Genomic DNA, 22711 nt, shown 5'->3' on the forward strand with positions numbered 1-22711 from the left:
AGATAGCAAAGCTTTTTTTTATAATGGACATAAAAAATTGAGCCCATCCCGAATTCTGTGTAACTGCCCTTTAGATTAAATGCTTACTGATACGATCATCAAACATAATCATAAAGCGATTAAGAGCAGACGTCCAGTTACGAATCGGCATCGACCACTTCTTGGATGCCTGCTGTGTTGCTAGATATACCACTTTAAACGCTGCCTGATCAGAGGGAAATACCTTACGCTTATTCACCGCCGTACGAATCACGCTGTTTAGCGACTCAATAGCATTGGTGGTATATATGACTTTTCTGATGTCTTTAGGGTAACCAAAGAACACCGTGAGGCCCTCCCAGTTATTACGCCAAGACTTGATGACATGTGGGTACTCTGTGCCCCAAGTCTCATCAAAGTGTTCAAGATTGGCCTCTGCTATCTCAAGCGTATCAGCGCCGTAGATGGCTTTTAAATCAGCCGCTATTGCCTTCTTATCTGTCCAAGGTACAAACTTCATCGAATAGCGCACCATATGTACGATACACAGCTGAACCTTGGCTTTGGGATAAACGGTATTGATGGCATCAGGGAAGCCCTTTAGACCATCAACACAAGCGATTAGGATATCTTGTACCCCGCGGCTTTGTAGTTCAGTGAGAACGCCAAGCCAGAACTTAGCGCCTTCATTCTCTGATAGCCACATGCCAAGCAGCTCTTTTCTACCATCAAGTCCCACGCCTAGCGCCAGATAGATTGCCTTGTTGATAATCTGCTTATCTTGACGTACTTTGACGACAATACAGTCTAAATAGACAATAGGATAAACACTGCTTAACGGCCGGTTCTGCCATGCGGTGATGTCGTCTATGATGTTGTTAGTGACTCTTGAGACAAGAGAGCTTGAGATATCGACGTCGTAAAGCTCTTTGATACTCTCTACAATCTCGGTGGTGGTTTGACCCTTGGCGTATGAGCGAGGATCAGCAAGTGTCTGGGAGACACTTGCCCGAAGCGCAAGACGTAAGGCTATGCCTGTAGTGAAATATGATCTTGTCATCAAGGCCTGAGATACGGGTTTGATGCTTACGCACTAACGCAGGTTCAAAGTCACCATCACGGTCTCTTGGAGTGGAGATCTCAAGGTCGCCTGTGTCGCTACGGACGGTCTTTTTAGTATGACCGTTGCGCTTATTAGGCTTGTCTGCTTTTTCATGCTTGGGGTATCCAAGATGGTCTTCCATCTCAGCTTCTAAGGCAGTGTCGATAAAAGATTGCATGAGCTGCTTTTGAAAGTCTTTGATGTCATCAAAGCTGTTCATGCTACCAGCCATTTGCTCGGCCAGTTTTTTAAGGTCAGATTGAGTAGTCATTGCTTATTCTCCTGTTAGTGGATTATAAGCAGTTACACAGAGTTTGGGAAACTCCCAAAAAATTTCAATAATTTGGATATATCTCAGTATAAATATTATATGCAGCAGCAAAGTAACCCAGAGTTGATTATGTCCCTATTTCAATTTCAGAGTCAGCCTTATTTAGGTTGTCGCAAATGTCTTTTGTGACCTCAAAACTAGCCACTTTACTATCATCTAAATCGTAATAACTATACTGATAATCAAATCCCTTATTTATCCCTTGCATAACTTCTGCTTCTGCACAGGCTAACTTAGTATGTTCATCGCGCATTGCCGTTTCAATCTCTTTTCTTTTAGAAGCATTATAATCAGATATCTTTAGCCGATAGCCGAAAGTAACCGTTTTTCCATCAAAATCAATTTTTTCTAACGTAGTAACTTCATCAATTACGCTTGGCAGCTCTCTTTTTAACGTATCGATCTTACGATACATCTCCTGCGTATCACGTTCGTGATTGCTAGCTGTGGTAACCTTTTCATCATGAGCTAAAACCGAATTATTATCCGAACAGGCAATGACTGTGAGAAAAGATAAAAGTAGAATCAATGCTTTAAGTTTATTGAACATAATTATCTTTATTGAACCTAATTAGCCAAAATAATATGATTAGGGCGCATCCTCATTCTAAAGAGAATACGCCCCATTATACAAATATATATTTAGACCAGCCCTTTATATAGAAAATAAAACCCCACCACCGTTAATAATATCGCAAAGCATTTTTTTAACAATTCTGGCGATAATATATGCGCGACTTTCGCGCCCAACTTGGCGGTAAAAAAGCTCATAATACTAATGCCTAAAAAAGCATAAACATGGACAAAACCAATGGTATTGGGCACATTGACTTGCTGCTGCATGCCAAAAAACATGAAACCTAACGCACCGGCAATGGCAATCGGCAATCCGCACGCCGCTGAGGTCCCAACCGCTTTTTGCATCACCACATTATAACGCGTGAGATAAGGCACCGTTAAGCTGCCACCGCCAATACCAAATATAGCAGAAGCGATACCAATAACGCCGCCTGCTGCTAATTGCTTAGGTTTTGACGGTAGTAATGGGTTGGCGTAGTTGGCGCTACTGACATCATTAGCGCCATTAGAATGATTAGCAACTGGCTTTTTACCAGTAAAAAACATCTTATAAGCAACCCACAGCAAAAATACCCCAACAATCAGCTGAAGATACAACCCAGATATCTGCCCTGCGATTCCCGCGCCTAAGAAACAACCTAGCGCTAAACCTGGTGCCAGATTTTTAAACACCGGCCACATCACAGCGCCTTTTTTATTGTGTGCCATAAGCGAGCTGATAGAGGTGACAGTAATAGTCGCCAATGACGTCCCTAATGCTAAATGCATAATGCTGTCAGGGCTGTAATCCATTTGGGTAAAAACGACAAACAATAAAGGCACAATAATCGTGCCACCGCCCACACCAAAAAGCCCGGCAGCAAATCCTGCTAGCGCGCCTATTATTAAAAAAATGAGTATTTCCACAGGATAGTTACTTCTCAGTTAGCTATAGTTTTAGTTAAATAACAAGGGCTTTAAAAGTAGGTTAAACGATTTCTGTTTGACCCACTTGATGGTACGAGCGATTGAAATACACCAAACTTTCATCGCTCACACCTTGTTTGATGGCGACCACGCGGCACATAAAAATACTGTGTGTGCCGACTTGTTGAATGTCATCAATTTCACAATCAAAACTGACTAGCGCATCCTCTAAAACAGGGGCACCTGTGGTTAATGTCGTCCAAGCACCGTGACAAAAACGCTCTTCTGAGCATAGTTTGGAGGCAAAGGCATTAGATATGGGTTCGTGCTGCGTACCTAAGACATTGACACTTAACGTTTTGTTTTCAAGAAAATGTTCGTGTGAGCGCGAGCTCTGATTCATACAGACAAGCAAGGTTGGCGGTGTATCGGTCACGCTACAGACCGCCGAGGCGGTAAACCCATGACAGCCAGAGTCACCTTTTGTGGTGATCACATTGACCGCTGTCGGTAATAGAGACATGGCATCTCTAAAATCAGTTGCTTCAATCATGACTTAACTCCTAAATTTTAATCTTTAAGTACTTTAATCTTTAAGTACATTGATAACTGAGGTCACTCATGGGTTTAAACAAGGTAAGCTTTGTTAAGAAATGCTAAACGCTAAGCTCTTTACGTACAATAGCTGCACCTGCGCTCAAGGCTTGCAATTTGCCGCGTGCAACTTGGCGCGATAACGGTGCCATGCCGCAGTTGGTCGAAGGATAAAGCTTATCTGCATCGACAAATTGCAGCGCTTTACGTAACGTATCTGCTACTTCTTCCGGTGTTTCGATATTATTGGTTGCCACATCAATGGCGCCGACCATTACCTTTTTACCGCGAATCAGTTCAATCAAATCCATCGGTACATGCGAGTTTTGACACTCCAAAGAGACGATATCAATATTTGACTGCTGCAGTTTTGGAAAGGCTTGTTCATATTGACGCCACTCTGTCCCTAAAGTTTTTTTCCAATCGGTATTGGCTTTGATACCGTAGCCGTAGCAAATATGCACCGCCGTTTCACATTTTAGACCTTCAATAGCACGCTCTAAAGTGGCAATACCCCAGTCGTTAACATCATCAAAAAACACGTTAAACGCTGGTTCATCGAATTGAATGATGTCCACACCAGCCGCTTCTAAATCTTTCGCTTCTTGATTTAAAATTTTGGCAAATTCCCAAGCCAGTTTTTCACGGCTTTTATAATGACCATCATATAAGGTATCAATCATCGTCATTGGGCCGGGCAACGCCCATTTGATAGGTTGATCGGTTTGCGAGCGTAAAAATTTGGCATCGTCAACAAACACAGCTTTTTGGCGACTTACGCTACCCACAACTGACGGAACACTTGCCTCATAACGATTGCGAATTTTAACCGTTTCACGCTTTTCGAAATCGACACCATCAAGATGTTCAATAAAGGTAGTCACAAAATGCTGACGTGTCTGCTCGCCATCACTGACGATATCAATCCCTGCCTGCAATTGCTCTTGTAATGACACCCGTAGCGCATCTTGTTTGGCTTCGAGCAGTTGCTCGCCCTCTAAAGCCCAAGGTGACCAAATTTTTTCCGGTTCAGCTAGCCAAGACGGTTTTGGCAAGCTGCCAGCGGTTGATGTCGGTAATAATCTTTGTGTCGATAATAATAGTGTCATAGGATTTGTCTTCTTATTTTTTGGTGTTCTCATTTCGGCTAAATTGAACGCATCTAGGTTGAACGCATCTAGATTGAAAATAGTTAGGCAGCGTATTCTTTATCTGCACACGCTTCCGACGTGCGCTCATTAACATCAAAGCTTGTCGCCCATTCTTCAAGAATCGCTTGGTAAGGCTTGATAAATTGCTCTTGTGTAAACTTACCTTGCTTCACTGCCATCTGGCTACGCTCTTCACGGTCATAAACGATTTGCGTCAGTGAATAATCTTGGTACTTCAAACTGGGCTGATATACCTGACCTGCCGTCGAGTTGGCATTATAAATTTCAGGACGGTAAATCTTTTGGAAGGTTTCCATAGTTGCAATCGCACTGATGAGCTCAAGATCGGTGTAGTCACTCAGCAAGTCACCGGCAAAATAAAACGCTAAAGGTGCGACACTACCGGCCGGCATAAAATAGCGCACGGTTAAGCCCATTTTATGAAAATAATCGTCAGTTAAAGAATATTCGTCTTGTCGGTATTCAACCCCTAACACCGGATGCTGGTTAATCGTACGATGATAGGTTTTACTGGTCGATACACTTAGGCAAATGACCGGCTGTTTGGTAAAGTTGGCTTGATAGGTTTCTGAATTCAATAAATACTGAAACAGTTTGCCATGTAAGTCACCAAAATCTGCCGGCGGTGGCGATGACGGGTTTTTATCGAAATGCTCTAATAGGACAACGCTAAAGTCATAATCGCGTACATAAGAGGAAAAGCTATTACCAATCATACCGTCGATACGGGTATTGTCTTTATGGTCGACGATCGTGGTTTTTAGCGTTTCGATGACCGGAAAAGTATCGCCATTACCTTCAATATCTAAATCTGCTGAAATAATATCAACTTCAACAGAGTAACGGTCGGCGGCTGGGTTGTCCCAATGCGCCAAAGCGTTAAAACGATTATTAATCATTCTTAGTGTTTTACGCAGATTTTCTTCACGCTGCTCACCGCGCGCCAAATTGGCAAAGTTCGTGGTCAGACGCGTGCTATCTGCCGGATGATAGTTTTCATCAAAACGAATGCTCGAGATCGAATATGTAAATTGTTTACTCATGATAATCCGCTACCCTATTCTCATTGTGTGAGATAAAACCAAATTTGTATATGAGATAAATCATACCCGAACGCGATCATGAATAAAAATGATACTATTTAAATCTAAGATGAGTTAAATTCACGTTGATAAGACAAGGTTATGGAATAGGACTTGATAACTAGGAGCGTGGCAGAAGGTTTTATGAATAATGATATTTTGAGTGATTTTTTTGCATTAGAAAATAATTAACGTTTTATATTCATATAAAAGAATGTAAGGTAGTTAATTATGGATGATAAAAAATTTCTCTGGCAGGCATTATGCGTAAGCGCTCTAATTTTTATATTAACAGCCATGCTTGCGGTTAGGTTTTTAGATATGTTGTAGTCAGCATGGCTTTAATTTGAGCTATGCCTTAAGTTTAGGCAATATTTTGGAAGGTCAATAATACTCCTAACCCTTATTATTAACAGGGTGCAAAACCCTAGATCAACCAATTCCTATTTGATTGACCCAGCAGCTTTACTAGTACGAATTATTTTTCAATAACGACGCTTTCCTTCTCTTTACCATGCGGTATCAACCATTTGCCAAACCATCCTGATAAGTCATCCATCAAGGTATAAACCACGGGAATGACTACGAGGCTTAATAAGGTTGAGGTCACCAAACCACCCAATACCGCGGCAGCCATCGGACGACGGAAAGTAGGATCAGCATCGCCCCAGCCAAATACCAGCGGCATCATGCCAGCGCCCATCGCAATGGTGGTCATAATAATTGGCCGCGCACGCTTACGACAAGAATCGATAATGGCATCAAAACGCGCCAAGCCTCGGCGCTGAGCAATCAAGGCATAATCGACTAATAAGATAGAGTTTTTGGTGGCGATGCCCATCAGCATGATAAAACCAATCATCGATGGCATCGACAGACTACTCTTGGTAATAACCAAGCCGACAAAAGCGCCACCGATAGACAACGGTAGAGCCATCAAAATGGTAAATGGCTGCAATATCCGCCCAAATAATAAAATCAGTACACCTAAGATACAGACCACACCGACAGACATCGCAATCACAAAGCCGCTAAATAGCTCAGCCATGTTTTCGGCTTGTCCTTGATCGATAATAGTAATAGAGGTCGGTAGTTGCTGCATACTGGGTATGGCTTTTACTGCTTGCACCAAGTCACCAAGCTCGCCATTGGCAGGCTGCACGGTGATACTAATCGCCCGCTCACGATCAAGGCGGCTGATTTGCGCAGGTCCGGTACCAAAGTTTAACGATGCAACTTCACCTACCCGTACACCTTGTCCCGGTGGCAATGCATTTGGGACATATAAGCCTTCTAATTGACTGACGTTTTGTTTGGCAACATCTGGCAGGCGCACCACGATAGGAATCTGGCGTGTATCGAGATTGAGCTTAGATAACCGCTGCTCATAGTCACCAACAGTCGCCACACGTAAGGTGGTGGCGATATCTTGCGTGGTCACGCCTTTATCTGCCATCGCTAGTCTGTCTGGAGTTACCGTTAGCTCTTGACGCGGTAGACTACGATCACTGGTGACAGCGCCGGCACTTGGTAACGCCCGAATCTCTGCCATTATTTGCTGCGCGGTTTGCTCAAGTAAACGCGGGTCGGTACTGGTCAAAGAAAAATTATAACCGGTCTCACCGCCACTCGATAAACCAACGGTAAAGCGTGCGCCGGGTACTTCTGAGAGCATGCTGCTTATTTGCCGTTCAATCTCTTGCTTAGAGCCACGCTCTGCGCGTGGGGCCAATACGATATCTAAGCCTGCGATATTTTCAGCTTTGCCGCCAGAGCTGGCTTCCATTGCCGCTTGCGCTTCGCCTACCGAGGTGAAAATATGGCTCACTTCAGGCATGGCCAATATACGCTCACTGGCCATCGCCGCCACACGTTCGGTATCTTCTAGCGCCACATCTGGCGTTAGCTCAATTTCAACCCGCGTTTGGTCAATATCATTATCAGGAATAAAGGACGTTGGTAGTAATTTCACCAAGGCAAGTGATGCTACAAACAAGAGTAATGTCGCACCCATGGTAATCCAGCGATGATGCAGCGTCCAAGAGACCACTTTTAAATACCAATCCATGAGCGCGCTTTGTTTTTCGACATGCTTTTTTTCTGGGCGCAATATATAAGCGGCCATCATCGGAGTGATAAGACGCGCGACCATTAACGATGCAAATATCGATAAGGCGGCAGTCCAACCAAATTGCCGGAAAAACTGCCCGACAATACCGCCCATAAAAGCTGTCGGTAAAAATACCGCAATGAGAGTAAATGTGGTCGCGACGACTGCTAAACCAATCTCATCAGCTGCTTCCATCGCAGCTTCATAAGGCGTCTTGCCCATGCGCAAATGGCGGATAATATTTTCAACTTCTACAATCGCATCATCGACTAAGACGCCAATGACCAATGACAGTGCTAATAAGGAGATAATATTTAAGCTAAAGCCAAATAAGTACATACCTAAAAAAGTAGGAATAACCGACAACGGCAACGCCACGGCTGCCACAAAAGTCGCGCGGATATTGCGTAAAAATAAGAACACCACGACGACTGCAAGTAAACCACCTTCTATTAGCATGCGTAACGATGCTTTGTAATCTTCGGCAATTGGCGTGGCTCTATCGTAGACTTTTTCAATATCGATATTGCCGACATCGGCTGACAGCTTGGCAAGCTCGGCGTCAACCAGCTCCATCACCTCAACCTCACTGGCACCGCGCGAACGGGTGATATTAAATGCCACCACTGTTTGCCCATCAAGCTTAGCAATCGAGCTTGGATCAGCAGCCCCATCGGTGATTTGTGCCATACGTCCAAGCGCTTGCGTACCACCTGTCGGTACCGCGACTTGTAAATTGTTCAAATCACTGGCACGTTCAACCGCCCCAAGTACCCGAATAGTCTGGGTGGTTTTACCTACTTCCGCTTCACCGCCTGAGCTGTCTTGTTGAATACCAGTGATTTGTTCTGATAGCTGAGCGATAGGATATTTCAAACCGCTCAACACAATCGGGTCGGCAGCAACGGTGATTTCACGTTGCAAACCACCGATGCGGCTAACGGTACTGACCCCTGGAATATCGGATAAACGCTTGGTGACCGTATCATCGACGAACCAAGACAAATCCTCGACATTCATATTGTCAGAGGCAACCGAGTAAGTGACGACGGGAAACCCAGCCGTTGAGACTTTGGTAATGATGGGGTCATTGGCAGCAGCTGGCAAATCGCCACGTACTTCACCGACCGCCGAACGTACATCGTCGACCGCTTCTTGTATGTCTTTTTCTAGGACAAACTCGGTGACCATGGTCGCGGCACCCGTTTGTAGGGTGGTACGAATATGCTTAACGCCCTCAATACTGGTGAGCTTATTTTCTATCTTTTTGGCAATGTCGTTTTCGAGCTGCGATGGCGCGGCTCCCGGCAAGGTCACCGTCACCACCACCGCTGGCAGGTCAATATCGGGGAATTGCTGCACCTTCATTTGCATAAAACCGTAGATGCCGCCCAAGGTCAGCAGCACAAACAGCAAGATGGCAACTAAAGGATTTCTAATCGAGTAAGCGGAGACATTTAAACTCATGAGCGCGCCTGCGTGGCTGTGCCAGTTTGGCTGACTGATGTATCATTGGCGGTATTTAGGCCATCAACCACACGTACCAAGTCGCCGTCGTTTAAAAAGCTACCGCCCTGCTTTACCAGTCGGCTGTCTGCTGGTAGTGGCTCTGCCAGCGCTACACTATCACCAAAGCGCTCACCCAAACTCACGCGTTGTTGCTTGATACGGCCAATGTTTTGACCGTCTTGGCTCTTAATATTGGTCACTAGCATCACGTAATCATAACCGTCATTGCTGACGATAGCGCTATTGGGCACCGTTTGCGCGCTGGTACTACCCAATAAAAACTCGCCCGTTTGGTACATGCCCGCGCGTACTTTTGAGTTTGCAGCAAGGCTAGCATAAATGGTGATTTGGCGATTATCATCAGCCGTTGGCGCAATACGATTAACCTTACCCATAACCGAATCGCCGGCTGGCAAGCTGACGCGCACTGGCGTGCCAACACTGACTTCACCAAGAAGTTTAGGATCGATATCAGCACGCCACTCTAAAATACCGCCTTTAATAATAGTAAATAAAGGCTCACCACCAGCAACCATACCGACTTCCGCCATTTTTTCACTGATGACACCGCTTACCGGTGCGACCACATTGGCATTTTTCACGCTCAAGCGCTGGGTACTAAGACGGGCTTTAGAGGCTTGCAATGCCGCCTCTGCCTGTAGTTTTGAGGTACGATAGCGATCCGCTTCTTGCCTACTGATGGCATCAATCTCAATCAATGGCAGGACACGAGCGGCATCGGCAGTTGCATTGGCAAGCGTTGCTTCGGCTTCGGCAACATCGGCCTCCGCCTGCAAGACTTGCTGCTGCATGGCATCGGTATCAAATATCGCCAGGACTTGCCCCGCTTTAACGCGATCGCCTTCTTCAACCAACACCTGCTCGATAGCCACACCATTTACTTTAGGGCTGACATTGGCGACATCTTTGGCACTGATGGTGCCGTCAGCGCTTAAGGTATTACCAATACTGTCTTGGCTTGGCATCACCGTTTCGACCGAAAGCACTGCCTGCTGATTGCTGCTCTCCTTTAGGTCAGCGTTTGCGCTTTGTGCCTTGTTAGCCGCTGGTGAATCAACACTCGCATCTTTATCGCCGCCCCAATACTTACCGACCAAAACCCCAATCACAAGGACTACGGCTAATACTGGCAATAACCACCAAGGATATTTCGATGATGATTTGGGCGCACGTGCATCCGCTTGGCGGTAAGGTGGTAGCTCAGACTCAACTGGTCGCTGTTTGTCTTCAACATCGCTCATGATAACTCTCTGTCAATACAGGCAATTAGAAAGGGTATAAAGTTAGAAAATTATAGCTAAAAAAGGGGCTATTTATGATTACAATAGTCTATAAATTTATTGAGGATAGCATATATTAAGTCATCATCTTATTTTTATATATCGTGTTTTAGCTTCGTAAGTCTGCTTCTATTAATAGTAGGATGGGCGTAAAACTGGCAAAGCGAAGCGGATAAAAATGATAACTAAGTAAAACGACTGCTTGATAAATTTGTCTAAATCAAACTTCTTTTTTAACTTTTAAAAAGCACAACGCACATCCCTAAGAATGTGCGCTATATTTATCAAGATGCTACTAACTTAATGTTTCTTAACTCGTTTATTAAAAACGATAGCCAACGCCAAGATAGGTAATATACGGATCGATATCAAGGTTGGTTTTCGCTCGAATCAACTCTTCACCACTATCGTTTTGAACGGTGATGGTCGTATCACTATCGAGTTTTGCATAGGATACAGAACCAACGCCAAACCATTTGTCATTAAAATCATAAGTCGCGCCAATTGTCACGATAGGTGCAAAGGCGCTGTCTGCTTCAACGTCGACGCTCATGCCCTGAGTCGATTTTACATTTTCTAATGCAGCGCCCGCTTTCCCATCCTTAATATTTTGGATTTGATGACCAGCCATTTCTAAATCGTTACGAATACCGTCATTGAGCTCGATATCATTAAAATAAGCATACATCACCCCTGCGCCGACATAGGGGCGAAATTTATTGACCCCAGATTTGCCAAATTGATATTGCACCCCAGCTGCTGGCAGCCACGCGCGAGCGCTTGAAGATACCCCGCCGCCTTGAGTTAAATCAGTAATGGGAATATTTTTGGAAATATCAAAATCGCCCAATAATCCGCCTGCAATACCGCTAGGACTGACTTTGCCCGAGAGCGGTGCATATACTTGCCCTTGCCCTAAAATATCAACTTTGGGCGGTATACCGGCTTTGACCTCAATCGACCAATGATCATTCATATAATAGTTAAATAACAGACCAAACGTATCGACATCATCGGCCTCAAGTCCAGTACCAGCACTGGTCCAACTCTCTAAGCCATTAATTTTGGTCGTACCAGAAACGTCACCTAATATTGTAACGTCGGACAAATCCGTTTCCGCTCCTAAACCCTTTAATGTGCCATCTATGAAGCCGAAACGGTCTTGATCTTTCACCAATACCTCTCGCACCGTTTTTACTTTTACACTGCCATTATCGGCAACCGTACCATCTTTGGCAGCGGTCGTAGTTTGCATTGGATTGGCTTTGCCTTGCGGAGAAGCGTGCAACCAACCAGCCGAAACAGAAAAGCGTTTGAAACTACCATCGGTTTTGAAATAATCAAACTCGGCAACAGCGGATTGGCTGAATAATAATGGTGCGGCGATAGCGCAAGCGAGGGTTAACGTCTTGTTCATGATACATCCTTGTAAAAAATTCAGGCCGTTAATTAAAAGCATGAATGGCACAGTAATGACGAAGAAAATCAGACAAAGCTGGCAAAATTAAGCCAATCAAACTCCTATCCTAACGTCCTGTTAGAATCGGTAAAACGACTAGAAATGTGCTGTTTTTAGAGGTTTATTTTCACCAAAAAATACATCTACAGCAGAATATTCTAGTAAATAGATAAAGCACATAGTTATGCTTCACTGCCGTAAACTGCCATACCTCAATCGTCATATCAAGAAAGTTTAGAGAACAGCTGAGTCAATATTAGTTGATGAAAATAAAAATAGAGTGTTTATTTGCGCTAATAAATAGCTTATAAAACCCATAAGAAAAAGCCATTATCTTTAAAAAAATAATGGCTTTTTTAGGAGAGTTGATGACAGAGAATTGGCTCAGTTACTAAGCAAGCGTTAATTATTAAGCATTGGTATAGCGACTGGCTTCTGGCATCCAGCGATGGATAAGTTGGCTGACGTCCGCTTTACGTGTTGGGTCAGAGATAAGATGTTTCGCTAGGCGCTGCGCAATGGCAAATAGTTGCTCATCGCGGATAAGGTCGGCCAAATAATAACCGACGTTACCGGTTTGACGTTTGCCTAACAGCTCACCGGGGCCGCGTAGCTCCAAGTCTTTTTGCGCAATCACAAAACCGTCGGTGCTGTCACGCAGCACATTTAAGCGCTCCGTACCCGTCTCTGATAACGGCTTTTGATATAACAGTACGCAGAAGCTTTTGGTCGAACCACGCCCAACCCGCCCGCGCAACTGATGTAGTTGCGATAAACCCAAACGTTCGGCGTTTTCGATGACCATTAACGACGCATTAGGTACATCAACGCCCACTTCGATGACCGTTGTGGCAATCAATAAATCTAAGTTACCCGCTTTAAACTCTTGCATGATGGCTTGTTTGTCAGCAGACTTCATTTTGCCATGTACCAAGCCAATGCGAATATCTAAGCGCTCATTTAAGTCCTCATAAGTCGCTTCTGCTGCCTGCGCATCGAGCACGCTTGATTCTTCTACCAATGAGCAAACCCAATACGCCTGTCTGCCCGCTTCACAATTGACCGCAATACGCTCAATGACTTCGTCGCGGCGGTTACGGTCAATCGTCACCGTGGTAATTGGCGTACGCCCCGGAGGCAGCTCATCAATGATAGATGTATCCATATCACCATAAACGCTCATCGCCAGCGTACGCGGAATCGGGGTTGCCGTCATAATGAGCTGATGCGGGGTGCTATTGGCCACGCCCTTATTGGTCAGGGCCATACGCTGCTCAACGCCAAAGCGGTGCTGTTCATCGATGATGACTAAGCCTAGTTTAGCAAACTGTACCTGCTCTTGAAATAAGGCATGCGTACCAACTACTATTTGCACCGTATTTTCTGCCACCGCTTCTAACGCTTCACGGCGCTGCTTGGCGGTTTGTTTGCCAGCAAGCCAGCCAACGCCGACCCCTAACGGCTCAAACCAGTTTTTAAAATTGAGCAAATGCTGTTCTGCTAAGATTTCTGTTGGTGCCATGACCGCAACCTGCCAGCCACTATCGAGCGCATAGCCCGCCGCCCCCGCCGCGACCAAAGTTTTGCCTGCGCCAACATCTCCTTGTACCAGTCGGAGCATCGGAATAGAAGTCGCCATATCAGCCTTGATGTCTTTCATGACGCGTTGCTGCGCGCTGGTTAAATCAAACGGCAATGCGGCAAATAGCTTATCGGCAAGCGGGCTACTCATCGTACATTTAGGCGCTTTATGCTGATGCAATTGCTGACGGCGATATAGTAGGCTCAGTTGATGCGCGGTTAATTCTTCAATGATTAATCGCTGACAGGCAGCATGAGTGCGGGCGCTTAGTTGCGTAAGCAGCTGATATTGTCGTCCTGCATCGGTATAAGTTGGCGGCGTATGCAGCAATACTAAGGCTTCAAATATCGTTAGGTTATAAACGTTTTGATTAGCCATGTCATTAACTGCAGTTGCGTTGCCAATATTGCTTATTGAATTGTCAGGCACACGGCGCGCAAGGGTTGAGAATATATCGTCTGGAAAATCATCTTCTGCCATTGCCAATTTAGCAGGCTCAAAAGGCGCTAACGGTAAATCAGCAACCACCGCAAAGTCGGCAGGCGTAAACAAGGTCATGGGTAGACCTTGGGTGCGCACCGTTTGCAGCGCAAGCTTAATTAGCGTGCGCAGCTTATTTTGATGCAAGCCTTTAACACTTGGATAAATCGGCTGTAACCCTGTATTGACGATGGCTTCATTGCTACTGATCACTTGATATTCAGGATGATGTATCTGCTTACCGTAACGACTGACCTTTACTTCGCCAAATAATTGTAGCTGTGTGCCGAGACTCATCGTTTGCGCAAGGCCACGATAGACCTTAAAAAAACGCAGCGATATCGTGCCAGTATCATCATCGACCATCACGGTCATACCACTGCGCTTGGTATCGACATGCACCACCCGCCCAGTAATCAAAGCGGCTTGCCCATGCGCCACATCAGCTATCGATACCAATCGGCTACGATCTTCATAATCACGCGGTAGATGCAACAGCAAATCAAAAATGCGCTCGATACCTAACTGGGACAACTGCTCCGCCACTTTTGGCCCCACGCCCGCCAGTGCCGTCACCGGCATATCAAGCGCGGAAACGGGCATCTCAGGCCTTATAGTGTCTGCTGAGTTCAAGGTAGGAGTGCGGCTAACCGATGTGGGCATCAATAATCCTAATGATGGTTATGATTTAACGTATATTTGGTCTTATAAAAGCTATAATCATCAACCTCTATAAAATATTTAATCATGATGATTATAACTGACAAGCGACTTACCTATGCTAAGCTATTTAACGATATGGCGTCTAGCTGATTTCTCACTAAGCGACTGATGAATGGCTTATCGTATACCTCTTTATTGCTCTATGGTGATTTTCGCGTATGTTTTTATCTACTCATTATAATGGCTATCGTCATTTAGCACGCTTGCTGCGATTTAGTATGCTTGGCATATTGGGCGTGTTTATTAGTGCTTGCCAAAGTTTGCCGCCAGTTATTGAAACCGTCGCTCCTTTAAACAAGCAGCCAAAGGTCGCCTTAGTCTTAGGCGGCGGCGGTGCCAAGGGCTTTGCTCATATTGGCGTGATTAAAGCCTTAGAAGAAAACGGTATCACGCCAACGCTAGTGGTCGGTACCAGTATTGGCAGTCTAATTGGCAGCTTATATGCCAGTGGTTATAACGCCAAACAGCTTGAACAATTGGCGTTAAATACTTCTGATAGCGAATTGACAGATTTCACCTTATCAAACCAAGGCTTTATCGAAGGTATTAAGCTTAAAAATTTTATTAATGCAAAAGTTGGCGGACGCGCTATAGAAAATTTTCCAATATCTTTTGCCGCGGTTGCTGCCGAAAAACACACGCTAAAAAAGGCCGTTTTTAGCAGCGGCGATGCTGGACTTGCAGTACAAGCATCGTGCAGCGTACCCAATATTTTTATCGCGCCGCGCATTCCTGAAAAGATTGGTAAAAAATATGTCGATGGTGGCGTGGTCAGCTTAGTACCAGTCGACACCGCCCGTGATTTAGGGGCCGATATTATCATCGCCGTTGATGTGACGGCGGCGAATGCTAATAGTCCCGCTAATAATAAAATACCGTCTATCAATTCATTAAGCAGTTTTTGGGGCTTTCTTGAGAGCAGTTTTGTCGCAAATGCCACCGCATCTGTCACTGATTCCAGTCAATCAAACACCAAGCGTTCGACAGCAATGCGCCGTGAACGTGAGCGCGCTGATATTATCATTATCCCCGATATCGGTCATATTAGCTCGCTAGATACCAGTCAACGACGCGCGCTAATGACGGCTGGCATGCAAGCCACTACCCCGCAGATTGCCGCCATTAAACAGCTCCTAGATTCAAATAAGAAGTGCAACGTTTTAAAAGAATGAGTTGAAGAGTAAGATGTGCCGTGTTGCATTTCAAACTTCAACTCCTACATATCAGAACGTTATGAAACACTATACACATCTTACCCAAGAGCAAAGATATCAAATATCAGCACTATTGCAAGCTAAAAAAGGCATGAGTGAAATAGCTAGAATTATCGGCTGTCATAAATCAACGGTGAGTCGAGAGATAAGGCGAAACCTGGGACAAAGGGGTTATCGCCCCAAACAAGCCCATCGTTTGGCAAAAGCGCGCAAAGTTAAGAATAGCACACAGATTAGTCGCTTTGGCTGGTGCTATATTGAGCATCTACTCAGCAAGCACTACTCCCCTGAACAGATAACAGGGCGACTGAGGATGCTGGGTTGGGAAGATGTCCCAAGCCATGAATCGATATACCAACACATCTATACTGACAAAAAGGCAGGGGGTGCTCTACACACCACCCTCAGATGTCAAAAGCGTTATAAGAGACGGTATCTGCAAGGCAATGATAGGCGCGGGAAAATAGCGAACCGCTGTGATATCACTGAGCGTCCTAGCATCATTGAGACACGCAGTCGTATGGGCGATTATGAAGGGGATACGGTGGTTGGTCATGGACATCAAGGTGTTCTGGTTACTTTAGTAGATAGAACGACTCGAGAGACTAAGATCAAAGCGCTACCCAATCGTAAGGCAAAAGCTGTCACACAAGCTTGTATTGACATGTTAAAAGGTGAGCAGGCGTTAAGCATCACCTTTGACAACGGTAAAGAGTTTGCTGACCATGAAGCGATGGCAACCGCGTTAAAGGCTGATATTTACTTCGCTCAGCCTTATCATTCTTGGGAGCGCGGAACGAATGAGAATACCAATGGTTTAATTCGTCAGTTTCTACCTAAGTCGATGCGTCTAGATAACCTATGCAGGCACTTAGTTCAGTCGATTGAAGACAGTTTAAATAATCGACCAAGAAAGGTGCTAGGGTTTAGAACACCGCTTGAGATAAAATCTAGCTTCGGGTGCGTTGCACTTCAATGTTGAATCTAAGGCTTATAAAAGACAAAGCCCTGAAAGAAAAAGGTATTGTAGAAAAGCTGCCAAGTAAATATGCCACGCTTTAATTTCAAAAGCACATTCAGCTGGTAAAAGCCATTTTACCAAATCTGAGTTAGTAAGTTGTTTATAAAAAAAGCACCACAGCCTAGACCTTAGACTGTGGTGCTTTTCGATTCGGCAAGCATTAGATAAATATCAAAAAACCAACTTATTTAACGCGTGCACGATATTTAACCACAACGGTATCATTCAAACCAACGCCTTCTAAATCCCAACGTACCGCTTTATAGTATTTTAACGGGATTTCTTGCAATTGATTATCAACCTTACCGCGTAATGGCATACGGGCAAAGGTGTTGCCGTCAGCACTACCATAAGGGAAGTCAGGAGAAACGGCACGTAGCAACTCTACTTGCTCAGGAATACTCATAGTGACAGTCATTTTACGTACGCGATCAGCATTGGTATTGGTAAAGTAGCCTTGATATTCTAAGACATTTCCTGACTGCAGGCGCGTATTGGCATTGACTGGCACCAGCACTTCTTGACCATTTGCATCAACACTAATCAATGAGGCGGTGATTTTGCTATTGACCGCTTGCGCCGTTGAAGTGCTGGCTGGGTTGGCATTTGACTCGATTGCCACTGAATTATCAACGGCTTGCTCTGGCGTTGGCAACATTGCTGAAGCCTGCGTCACTGCCATCACGCCAACGAGCGTACCAGCGACAACATGAAATAAGCGGTGGCCGCTCCACGCACTGAATGGATTTGCAAAATGGTTACTTTTCTTCATGACATTCATTATCCCTAGTTAATGTATCGGTAAAACAGTATAGCGGTAAAACAATTTGTTGATAAAGCGTCGGTCAACAACATGGTTATTTTTATCAATTATCTGCGTAAGCTGGTGCTAAAGCAATAGCGCTTAGCATAACAAAAAGCGTTTGGCGGTACACTAATCCCGTGTTGAGGTTGTGTATATCATCTATTTGCTACCAAGATTCATGACAGTGGCTAAAATAAAAGATAGCTCATAACGGTGTTTTTTGCTATGGTAATTCATTAGCGACACGCTTTTGCTGTCATGCTCTTTTTCTTATTCTAACAACTATTGCACCCATTATGACTACTAGCGCCATGCCACAAATTAATCCTGAATACGTACACTGGTTCCGCAACTCTGCCCCTTACATTAACACCCATCGCGGTAAGACTTTCGTGATTATGTTTGGCGGTGAGGCGGTCAATCATCCCAATTTTAGTACCTTGATTCACGACTTTGCTTTATTGCACAGTCTAGGTATCAAACTGGTACTGGTACACGGCGCGCGACCGCAAATCGAAAAAAACTTGAAAGACGCCCAGATTACCTCCCCCTTGCATAAAGATATTCGCGTGACCCCGCGCGTTGCTATGCCCGCTATCTTACAAGCGGTTGGTGCGATTCGTTTGCAAATCGAAGCCCAACTATCGATGGGCTTAGCAAACTCACCCATGTATGGCTCGCGCATTGACGCGGTTTCGGGCAACTTTGTCACCGCGCGTCCTTATGGAATACGTGATGGCGTTGATTATCAGATGACCGGTGAAGTGCGCTCAATCGATGTCGAAGCCATTAAAAACAACCTGTTACACGACCATATTGTGATTTTGGGGTCAATGGGTTATTCAGCGACTGGTGAAGTTTTCAATTTATTGGCAGAAGATGTCGCGCTTAGTGCGGCTGTGGCGCTCGGTGCTGATAAGCTGATATTCTTAGGCGAAGAAGCCGGCATCAATCATGAAGACCGTTTATTACGTGAGATGATTCCAAATGAAGTCGACCGCTTTTTACGCGATCGTGATCTGAATTGCGAGATTAATTACTTCTTAAGCTGTGCCAGTAATGCCTGCCGTCAAGGCGTACATCGCACCCATATCATCTCTTATGCCAAAAATGGCGCGTTACTCGAAGAGCTGTTTACCCGTGATGGTTCTGGCACCTTGATTAGCCATGACCCGTATGAAGAGATTCGCCGTGCTGATATCGACGATGTGGTTGGACTGCTTGAACTACTAACCCCGCTAGAACAACAAGGTATCTTGGTCAGCCGCTCGCGCGAGCGCTTAGAACAAGAAATTGATCACTATAGCGTCATTGAGCGTGATGGTATGATTTTGGGTTGTGCCGCGCTTTATCCACTGGATGCAGATTCAGCCGAAGTCGCTTGTGTGGCGGTGCATCCTGAATATCGTAGTGGCAACCGCGGTGCTGACCTGCTGGCGTTTTTGGAGCAACAAGCGCGCAGCCATGGTTTGCATAAGTTGTTCGTCCTGACCACTCGTACTGCACATTGGTTTGTCGAGCAAGGTTTTGCGGAAATTGCTGCTACTACTCTACCGGAGGCGCGCCGTGAAAAATATAATAACGGTCGCAATTCTAAAGTGTTCCAAAAAACACTTTAATTTAAAAACACTATAAGTAATTAGCGATTAATCATCGACTGGCCGAATTAGCGTACAGCAAAAAGCCCTCATACACTAAGAGGGCTTTTTTATTGTTTTTAACCGCTTTAAACTAAAGGGATAAAAAAACTAATAACGCCTTATTTTACTTTTAATAGCTCAACGGTAAAGATAAGCGTGCTGTTAGGCTCGATACCCGCATTACCTGCTTCGCCATAAGCGATATCAGATGGAATATAAAATTCGTATTTGCCACCCTCTTTCATCAACTGTAGGCCTTCTGTCCAGCCAGCGATGACTTGGTTTAATGGAAATTCAATCGGCTCACCGCGCTCATAAGAGCTGTCAAATACCGTACCGTCAAGCAATTTACCTTCGTAGTTGACTTCGACCACGTCAGTCGCTTTTGGTGATTTGCCAGTACCAGCGGTCAATACTTTATATTGCAAACCAGAAGCGGTGGTTTTCACGCCTTCTTTTTTACCATTTTCTGCTAAGAATGCCGCACCTTTGGTTTTGTTATCTTCAGCTTTGCCTTCCATCTCTTTGACGAACTTTTCTTCTTGTTCTTTTTGATAAGTCATCAACACTTCTTGCATTTGCTCTTGCGTCAATGCTGAATCTTTACCTTCATAGCCGTCGCGGAAGCCTTTTTCAAAGGTATTAAGGTTCAGATCGCCGACCGCTTCTTTATTACCTTCTGCCATCATATAACCCAAGCTGTAACCCACTTTTTCATTGGCTGGGCTTTTTTCAGTCACTGAAACGCTTTTGCTGGCGCTTTCTTTATTGCCATTACTAGCATTACAGCCGGTAACTAATAACATCGCACTAGCAAGGGCACTAATGCTTAAGGTAGTAATTTTTTTCATAGAATACTCTCAAATTGTAAGGATAGTGGCGAGATGTCACATTGTTCTATCATAGCAAATCTTAGTTTTAGGAGCTACGATTCCCTTGAAATTATCGGTCAAATGTACAGTCTGTGTTAATATCTGCCGCCAAATTAACAACTTATCACACAACTATAGTAAGCCGTTAAGCTTTCTGTCTTTAAATACCTCATTACATCAGCTAAGCTAAATTGGTTAAGGTAAGAAGTAACAGAACGTAGATTTTGTTAACAATCTGCACAGAATGTTAGTTAGGGTCTTATAAAAAACACTTCTTGAATAATATCAATTAAAAATATTAATAATTAGGTATGGGTTCGTTACCAATAATCAGGCTTATATTGTAGAGCAGTGATTATTCGATAAGGAATGCATGATCATTAAAGGAGGACAGGATGAATCCAATGTATACATCGTTCAACGGTTATCTGGGTGGCCCTATTGGTTCCATCATCGGCGCTATTTTAATTTTTATCATTGGTTGGCTTGTGGCACTGGGTATCGCTGCCCTTGTACGTGGTGTGTTGTCAAAAGTAAATCTTAACCAACGCATGAATTCTTCAACCGGTAAAAGCTACGATTTAGAAGGCATTATCTCAAAAATCGTCTTTTGGTTTATTTTCATCATTGCGATTTCAGGCGCGTTAAGTCAGCTGAATCTAAATTCTATCTCAGCGCCATTCGCTAATATGGTCAATCAAGTCTTGACCTTTATTCCAAACCTTATCGCCGCGATTGCTGTTGGTGTGATTGGTTGGGTCATTGCGACCGTTGCGCGTACTGCCATTAACGCAGCATTAGCAAAAACCTCAATGGATGAGCGTTTAAGTGCCAAGGCAGGCGTAAAACCAATGAGCAGCACCATTGCTGATATGGTTTACTGGTTCATCCTTTTGGTTGTATTGACCATGGTACTTGGTCAGTTAGAGCTTGATGGTTTATTTGCGCCATTGACCAATATGGTTGATAAAATCTTTAGCTTTATTCCTAATATTCTTATTGCTGGTGTGGTCTTCGTGGTGGGTTATATCATCGCCAAAGTCGTACGCGGCATTGTCACCAACTTAGTTTCTACTTTCGATGTACAGAAGCTTGCATCAAAAGCAGGTCTAAGCGAACAAAACAGCTTGCCTAATATCGCAGGTTCATTAGCGTTTTTAGTGGTTATCATCCCAACGATTATTGCTGCTTTAAATGCGCTAAAAATCGATGTGATTGCGCGCCCTGCAACTAACATGCTGAACAAAATCATGGAAGCGTTGCCAAATATATTTATGGCAGCAGCGATTTTAATCGTGACCTTCTATGTAGTACGTATGGTCGCTAACATCATCAAAGGTTTGATCGAAAATACTCAAATCAACCAATTACCTGCGAAAGTTGGTCTGCAAGAAACCATGGGTGATAAGAAGATTTCTGATCTTGTCAGTTATGCGATTATCTTCTTTGCCATGTTATTTGCTGCTATCGCTGCCGCTGATCTATTAGGTTTCGAACCTATCTCAGCCATCATCGCTATGTTTATTGCTTTTGGTGCCAATATTATTTTAGGCGCAATCATTCTGTTCATTGGTTTTTGGCTTGCCAACATCATCGCTGGTGTCGTTGAGCGCTCTGAACAAGGTTCACAGTTCTTAGCAAACATTGTACGTGTCTTAATCATGGGCCTAGTATTGGCAATGGGTCTAAAAGCGATGGGTATCGCTGATTCTATCGTTAACTTAGCATTCGGTCTAACCTTAGGTGCGGTTGCGGTTGCATTTGCCCTATCATTTGGTCTTGGCGGTCAAGAAGCAGCTGCTCGCTTCCTCCGTAAAATGCAAGATAAGATGGACAGAGAACGTGACGAAGCAAAAGCGAAATCTGCTCTAACACCTAACTCATCGACGCAAGATAAAGTTGCCGCGTCAGTGCGTGAGAATACGCCAACGGCTAAGCCTGCGACTACATCAACTCCTGATATTCATACCGATATCGTTGATACAACACGGGTGAATACGGACACTATCAATACTTCTGACATCAACAATACTGCCAATACTAACGTAAATAACAACGTTAACGATGGTAGTATCACTGATGATGATATTGCTAACAATAACATCCTGCCTGGTAGCGGTTTATATGACGATACCAATAATAAATAAGCAGTGATTATATTTTAAGTACAAAAAAGACAGCCTAGGCTGTCTTTTTTTATACGCGTTTATAAATATTTCTAACGAGGTATGGTGAGTGAAAAGTAATATC

Annotated in this window: 15 protein-coding genes and 1 pseudogene; 4 read left to right on the top strand and 12 right to left on the bottom strand. The window is 44.4% G+C overall.

What is annotated here, in order from left to right:
* Positions 1 to 70: 70 nt before the first annotated feature.
* From RAH45_RS12845 to recG, 10 genes and pseudogenes are all read right to left on the bottom strand, one after another.
* A pseudogene (locus RAH45_RS12845) lies at positions 71 to 1352 on the bottom strand (IS256 family transposase).
* 127 nt (positions 1353 to 1479) lie between these two features.
* Positions 1480 to 1962: a hypothetical protein gene (locus RAH45_RS12850; RefSeq protein ID WP_068406095.1), complete on the bottom strand. Its 483-nt coding sequence runs from the start codon at positions 1960 to 1962 to the stop codon at positions 1480 to 1482.
* A 92-nt stretch (positions 1963 to 2054) separates the two neighbouring features.
* Positions 2055 to 2897, bottom strand: coding sequence for a sulfite exporter TauE/SafE family protein (locus RAH45_RS12855; protein WP_068406098.1), 843 nt, complete (start codon positions 2895 to 2897; stop codon positions 2055 to 2057).
* A 61-nt stretch (positions 2898 to 2958) separates the two neighbouring features.
* A complete protein-coding gene (locus RAH45_RS12860; RefSeq protein WP_068406101.1) occupies positions 2959 to 3450 on the bottom strand; it encodes a flavin reductase in 492 nt (163 codons plus the stop codon).
* 103 nt (positions 3451 to 3553) lie between these two features.
* Entirely contained in the window at positions 3554 to 4600 is a 1047-nt protein-coding gene (locus RAH45_RS12865) for a methionine synthase (protein ID WP_068406103.1), read from the bottom strand.
* 83 nt (positions 4601 to 4683) lie between these two features.
* Positions 4684 to 5706, bottom strand: coding sequence for a DUF1852 domain-containing protein (locus tag RAH45_RS12870; protein WP_068406106.1), 1023 nt, complete (start codon positions 5704 to 5706; stop codon positions 4684 to 4686).
* A gap of 517 nt (positions 5707 to 6223) precedes the next feature.
* Positions 6224 to 9322, bottom strand: coding sequence for an efflux RND transporter permease subunit (locus RAH45_RS12875; RefSeq protein WP_068406109.1), 3099 nt, complete (start codon positions 9320 to 9322; stop codon positions 6224 to 6226).
* The gene (locus RAH45_RS12880; protein ID WP_068406112.1) at positions 9319 to 10626 is read right to left on the bottom strand and encodes an efflux RND transporter periplasmic adaptor subunit; all 1308 of its coding nucleotides are present in this window, start codon (positions 10624 to 10626) and stop codon (positions 9319 to 9321) included. Before RAH45_RS12880 ends, RAH45_RS12875 begins: the two co-directional genes overlap by 4 nt.
* Before the next feature lie 361 nt (positions 10627 to 10987).
* Complete coding sequence (locus RAH45_RS12885; protein WP_068406115.1) at positions 10988 to 12082, bottom strand: OmpW/AlkL family protein; 1095 nt, start codon at positions 12080 to 12082, stop codon at positions 10988 to 10990.
* A 451-nt stretch (positions 12083 to 12533) separates the two neighbouring features.
* On the bottom strand, positions 12534 to 14849 hold the full coding sequence (gene recG, locus RAH45_RS12890; protein ID WP_306495339.1) for an ATP-dependent DNA helicase RecG: 2316 nt from the start codon (positions 14847 to 14849) through the stop codon (positions 12534 to 12536).
* Positions 14850 to 15067: 218 nt separating this feature from the next.
* Between recG and RAH45_RS12895 the strand changes: the two genes are divergently transcribed.
* Together RAH45_RS12895 and RAH45_RS12900 are read left to right on the top strand one after the other, a co-directional pair.
* Positions 15068 to 16081 (top strand): patatin-like phospholipase family protein, encoded by a 1014-nt coding sequence (locus RAH45_RS12895; RefSeq protein WP_306495340.1) that lies wholly within the window; start codon positions 15068 to 15070, stop codon positions 16079 to 16081.
* A gap of 61 nt (positions 16082 to 16142) precedes the next feature.
* A complete protein-coding gene (locus RAH45_RS12900; protein WP_193030505.1) occupies positions 16143 to 17105 on the top strand; it encodes an IS30 family transposase in 963 nt (320 codons plus the stop codon).
* A 223-nt stretch (positions 17106 to 17328) separates the two neighbouring features.
* On the opposite strand, the gene RAH45_RS12905 is transcribed toward RAH45_RS12900, so the two are convergent.
* Entirely contained in the window at positions 17329 to 17916 is a 588-nt protein-coding gene (locus tag RAH45_RS12905; RefSeq protein WP_193030898.1) for a hypothetical protein, read from the bottom strand.
* A 329-nt stretch (positions 17917 to 18245) separates the two neighbouring features.
* On the opposite strand from RAH45_RS12905, the gene argA reads away from it, so the two are divergent.
* Entirely contained in the window at positions 18246 to 19568 is a 1323-nt protein-coding gene (argA, locus tag RAH45_RS12910; protein ID WP_306495341.1) for an amino-acid N-acetyltransferase, read from the top strand.
* A gap of 140 nt (positions 19569 to 19708) precedes the next feature.
* Here argA and RAH45_RS12915 read toward each other — a convergent pair whose 3' ends face one another.
* Positions 19709 to 20440 carry a BamJ family beta-barrel-assembly machinery protein gene (locus RAH45_RS12915; protein ID WP_193030902.1) on the bottom strand — a complete coding sequence of 244 codons (732 nt, stop codon included), beginning with the start codon at positions 20438 to 20440 and terminating at the stop codon, positions 19709 to 19711.
* 416 nt (positions 20441 to 20856) lie between these two features.
* On the opposite strand from RAH45_RS12915, the gene RAH45_RS12920 reads away from it, so the two are divergent.
* Positions 20857 to 22608 (top strand): mechanosensitive ion channel, encoded by a 1752-nt coding sequence (locus RAH45_RS12920; RefSeq protein WP_144298018.1) that lies wholly within the window; start codon positions 20857 to 20859, stop codon positions 22606 to 22608.
* The last annotated feature ends 103 nt before the right edge of the window (positions 22609 to 22711 follow it).

The organism is Psychrobacter sp. van23A (assembly GCF_030845275.1).
GTDB classification, from domain to species: Bacteria; Pseudomonadota; Gammaproteobacteria; order Pseudomonadales; family Moraxellaceae; genus Psychrobacter; species Psychrobacter faecalis.

What these genes read in the sequence shown, in the direction of transcription:
- RAH45_RS12865 (WP_068406103.1), bottom strand. Translation starts at nt 4,600, where the DNA reads ATGACACTATTATTATCGACACAAAGATTATTACCGACATCAACCGCT.
- RAH45_RS12885 (WP_068406115.1), bottom strand. Translation starts at nt 12,082, where the DNA reads ATGAACAAGACGTTAACCCTCGCTTGCGCTATCGCCGCACCATTATTA.
- RAH45_RS12880 (WP_068406112.1), bottom strand. Translation starts at nt 10,626, where the DNA reads ATGAGCGATGTTGAAGACAAACAGCGACCAGTTGAGTCTGAGCTACCA.
- RAH45_RS12870 (WP_068406106.1), bottom strand. Translation starts at nt 5,706, where the DNA reads ATGAGTAAACAATTTACATATTCGATCTCGAGCATTCGTTTTGATGAA.
- RAH45_RS12860 (WP_068406101.1), bottom strand. Translation starts at nt 3,450, where the DNA reads ATGATTGAAGCAACTGATTTTAGAGATGCCATGTCTCTATTACCGACA.
- RAH45_RS12915 (WP_193030902.1), bottom strand. Translation starts at nt 20,440, where the DNA reads ATGAAAAAAATTACTACCTTAAGCATTAGTGCCCTTGCTAGTGCGATG.
- RAH45_RS12850 (WP_068406095.1), bottom strand. Translation starts at nt 1,962, where the DNA reads ATGTTCAATAAACTTAAAGCATTGATTCTACTTTTATCTTTTCTCACA.
- RAH45_RS12905 (WP_193030898.1), bottom strand. Translation starts at nt 17,916, where the DNA reads ATGAAGAAAAGTAACCATTTTGCAAATCCATTCAGTGCGTGGAGCGGC.
- RAH45_RS12900 (WP_193030505.1), top strand. Translation starts at nt 16,143, where the DNA reads ATGAAACACTATACACATCTTACCCAAGAGCAAAGATATCAAATATCA.
- argA (WP_306495341.1), top strand. Translation starts at nt 18,246, where the DNA reads ATGACTACTAGCGCCATGCCACAAATTAATCCTGAATACGTACACTGG.
- RAH45_RS12920 (WP_144298018.1), top strand. Translation starts at nt 20,857, where the DNA reads ATGAATCCAATGTATACATCGTTCAACGGTTATCTGGGTGGCCCTATT.
- RAH45_RS12895 (WP_306495340.1), top strand. Translation starts at nt 15,068, where the DNA reads ATGTTTTTATCTACTCATTATAATGGCTATCGTCATTTAGCACGCTTG.
- RAH45_RS12875 (WP_068406109.1), bottom strand. Translation starts at nt 9,322, where the DNA reads ATGAGTTTAAATGTCTCCGCTTACTCGATTAGAAATCCTTTAGTTGCC.
- recG (WP_306495339.1), bottom strand. Translation starts at nt 14,849, where the DNA reads ATGCCCACATCGGTTAGCCGCACTCCTACCTTGAACTCAGCAGACACT.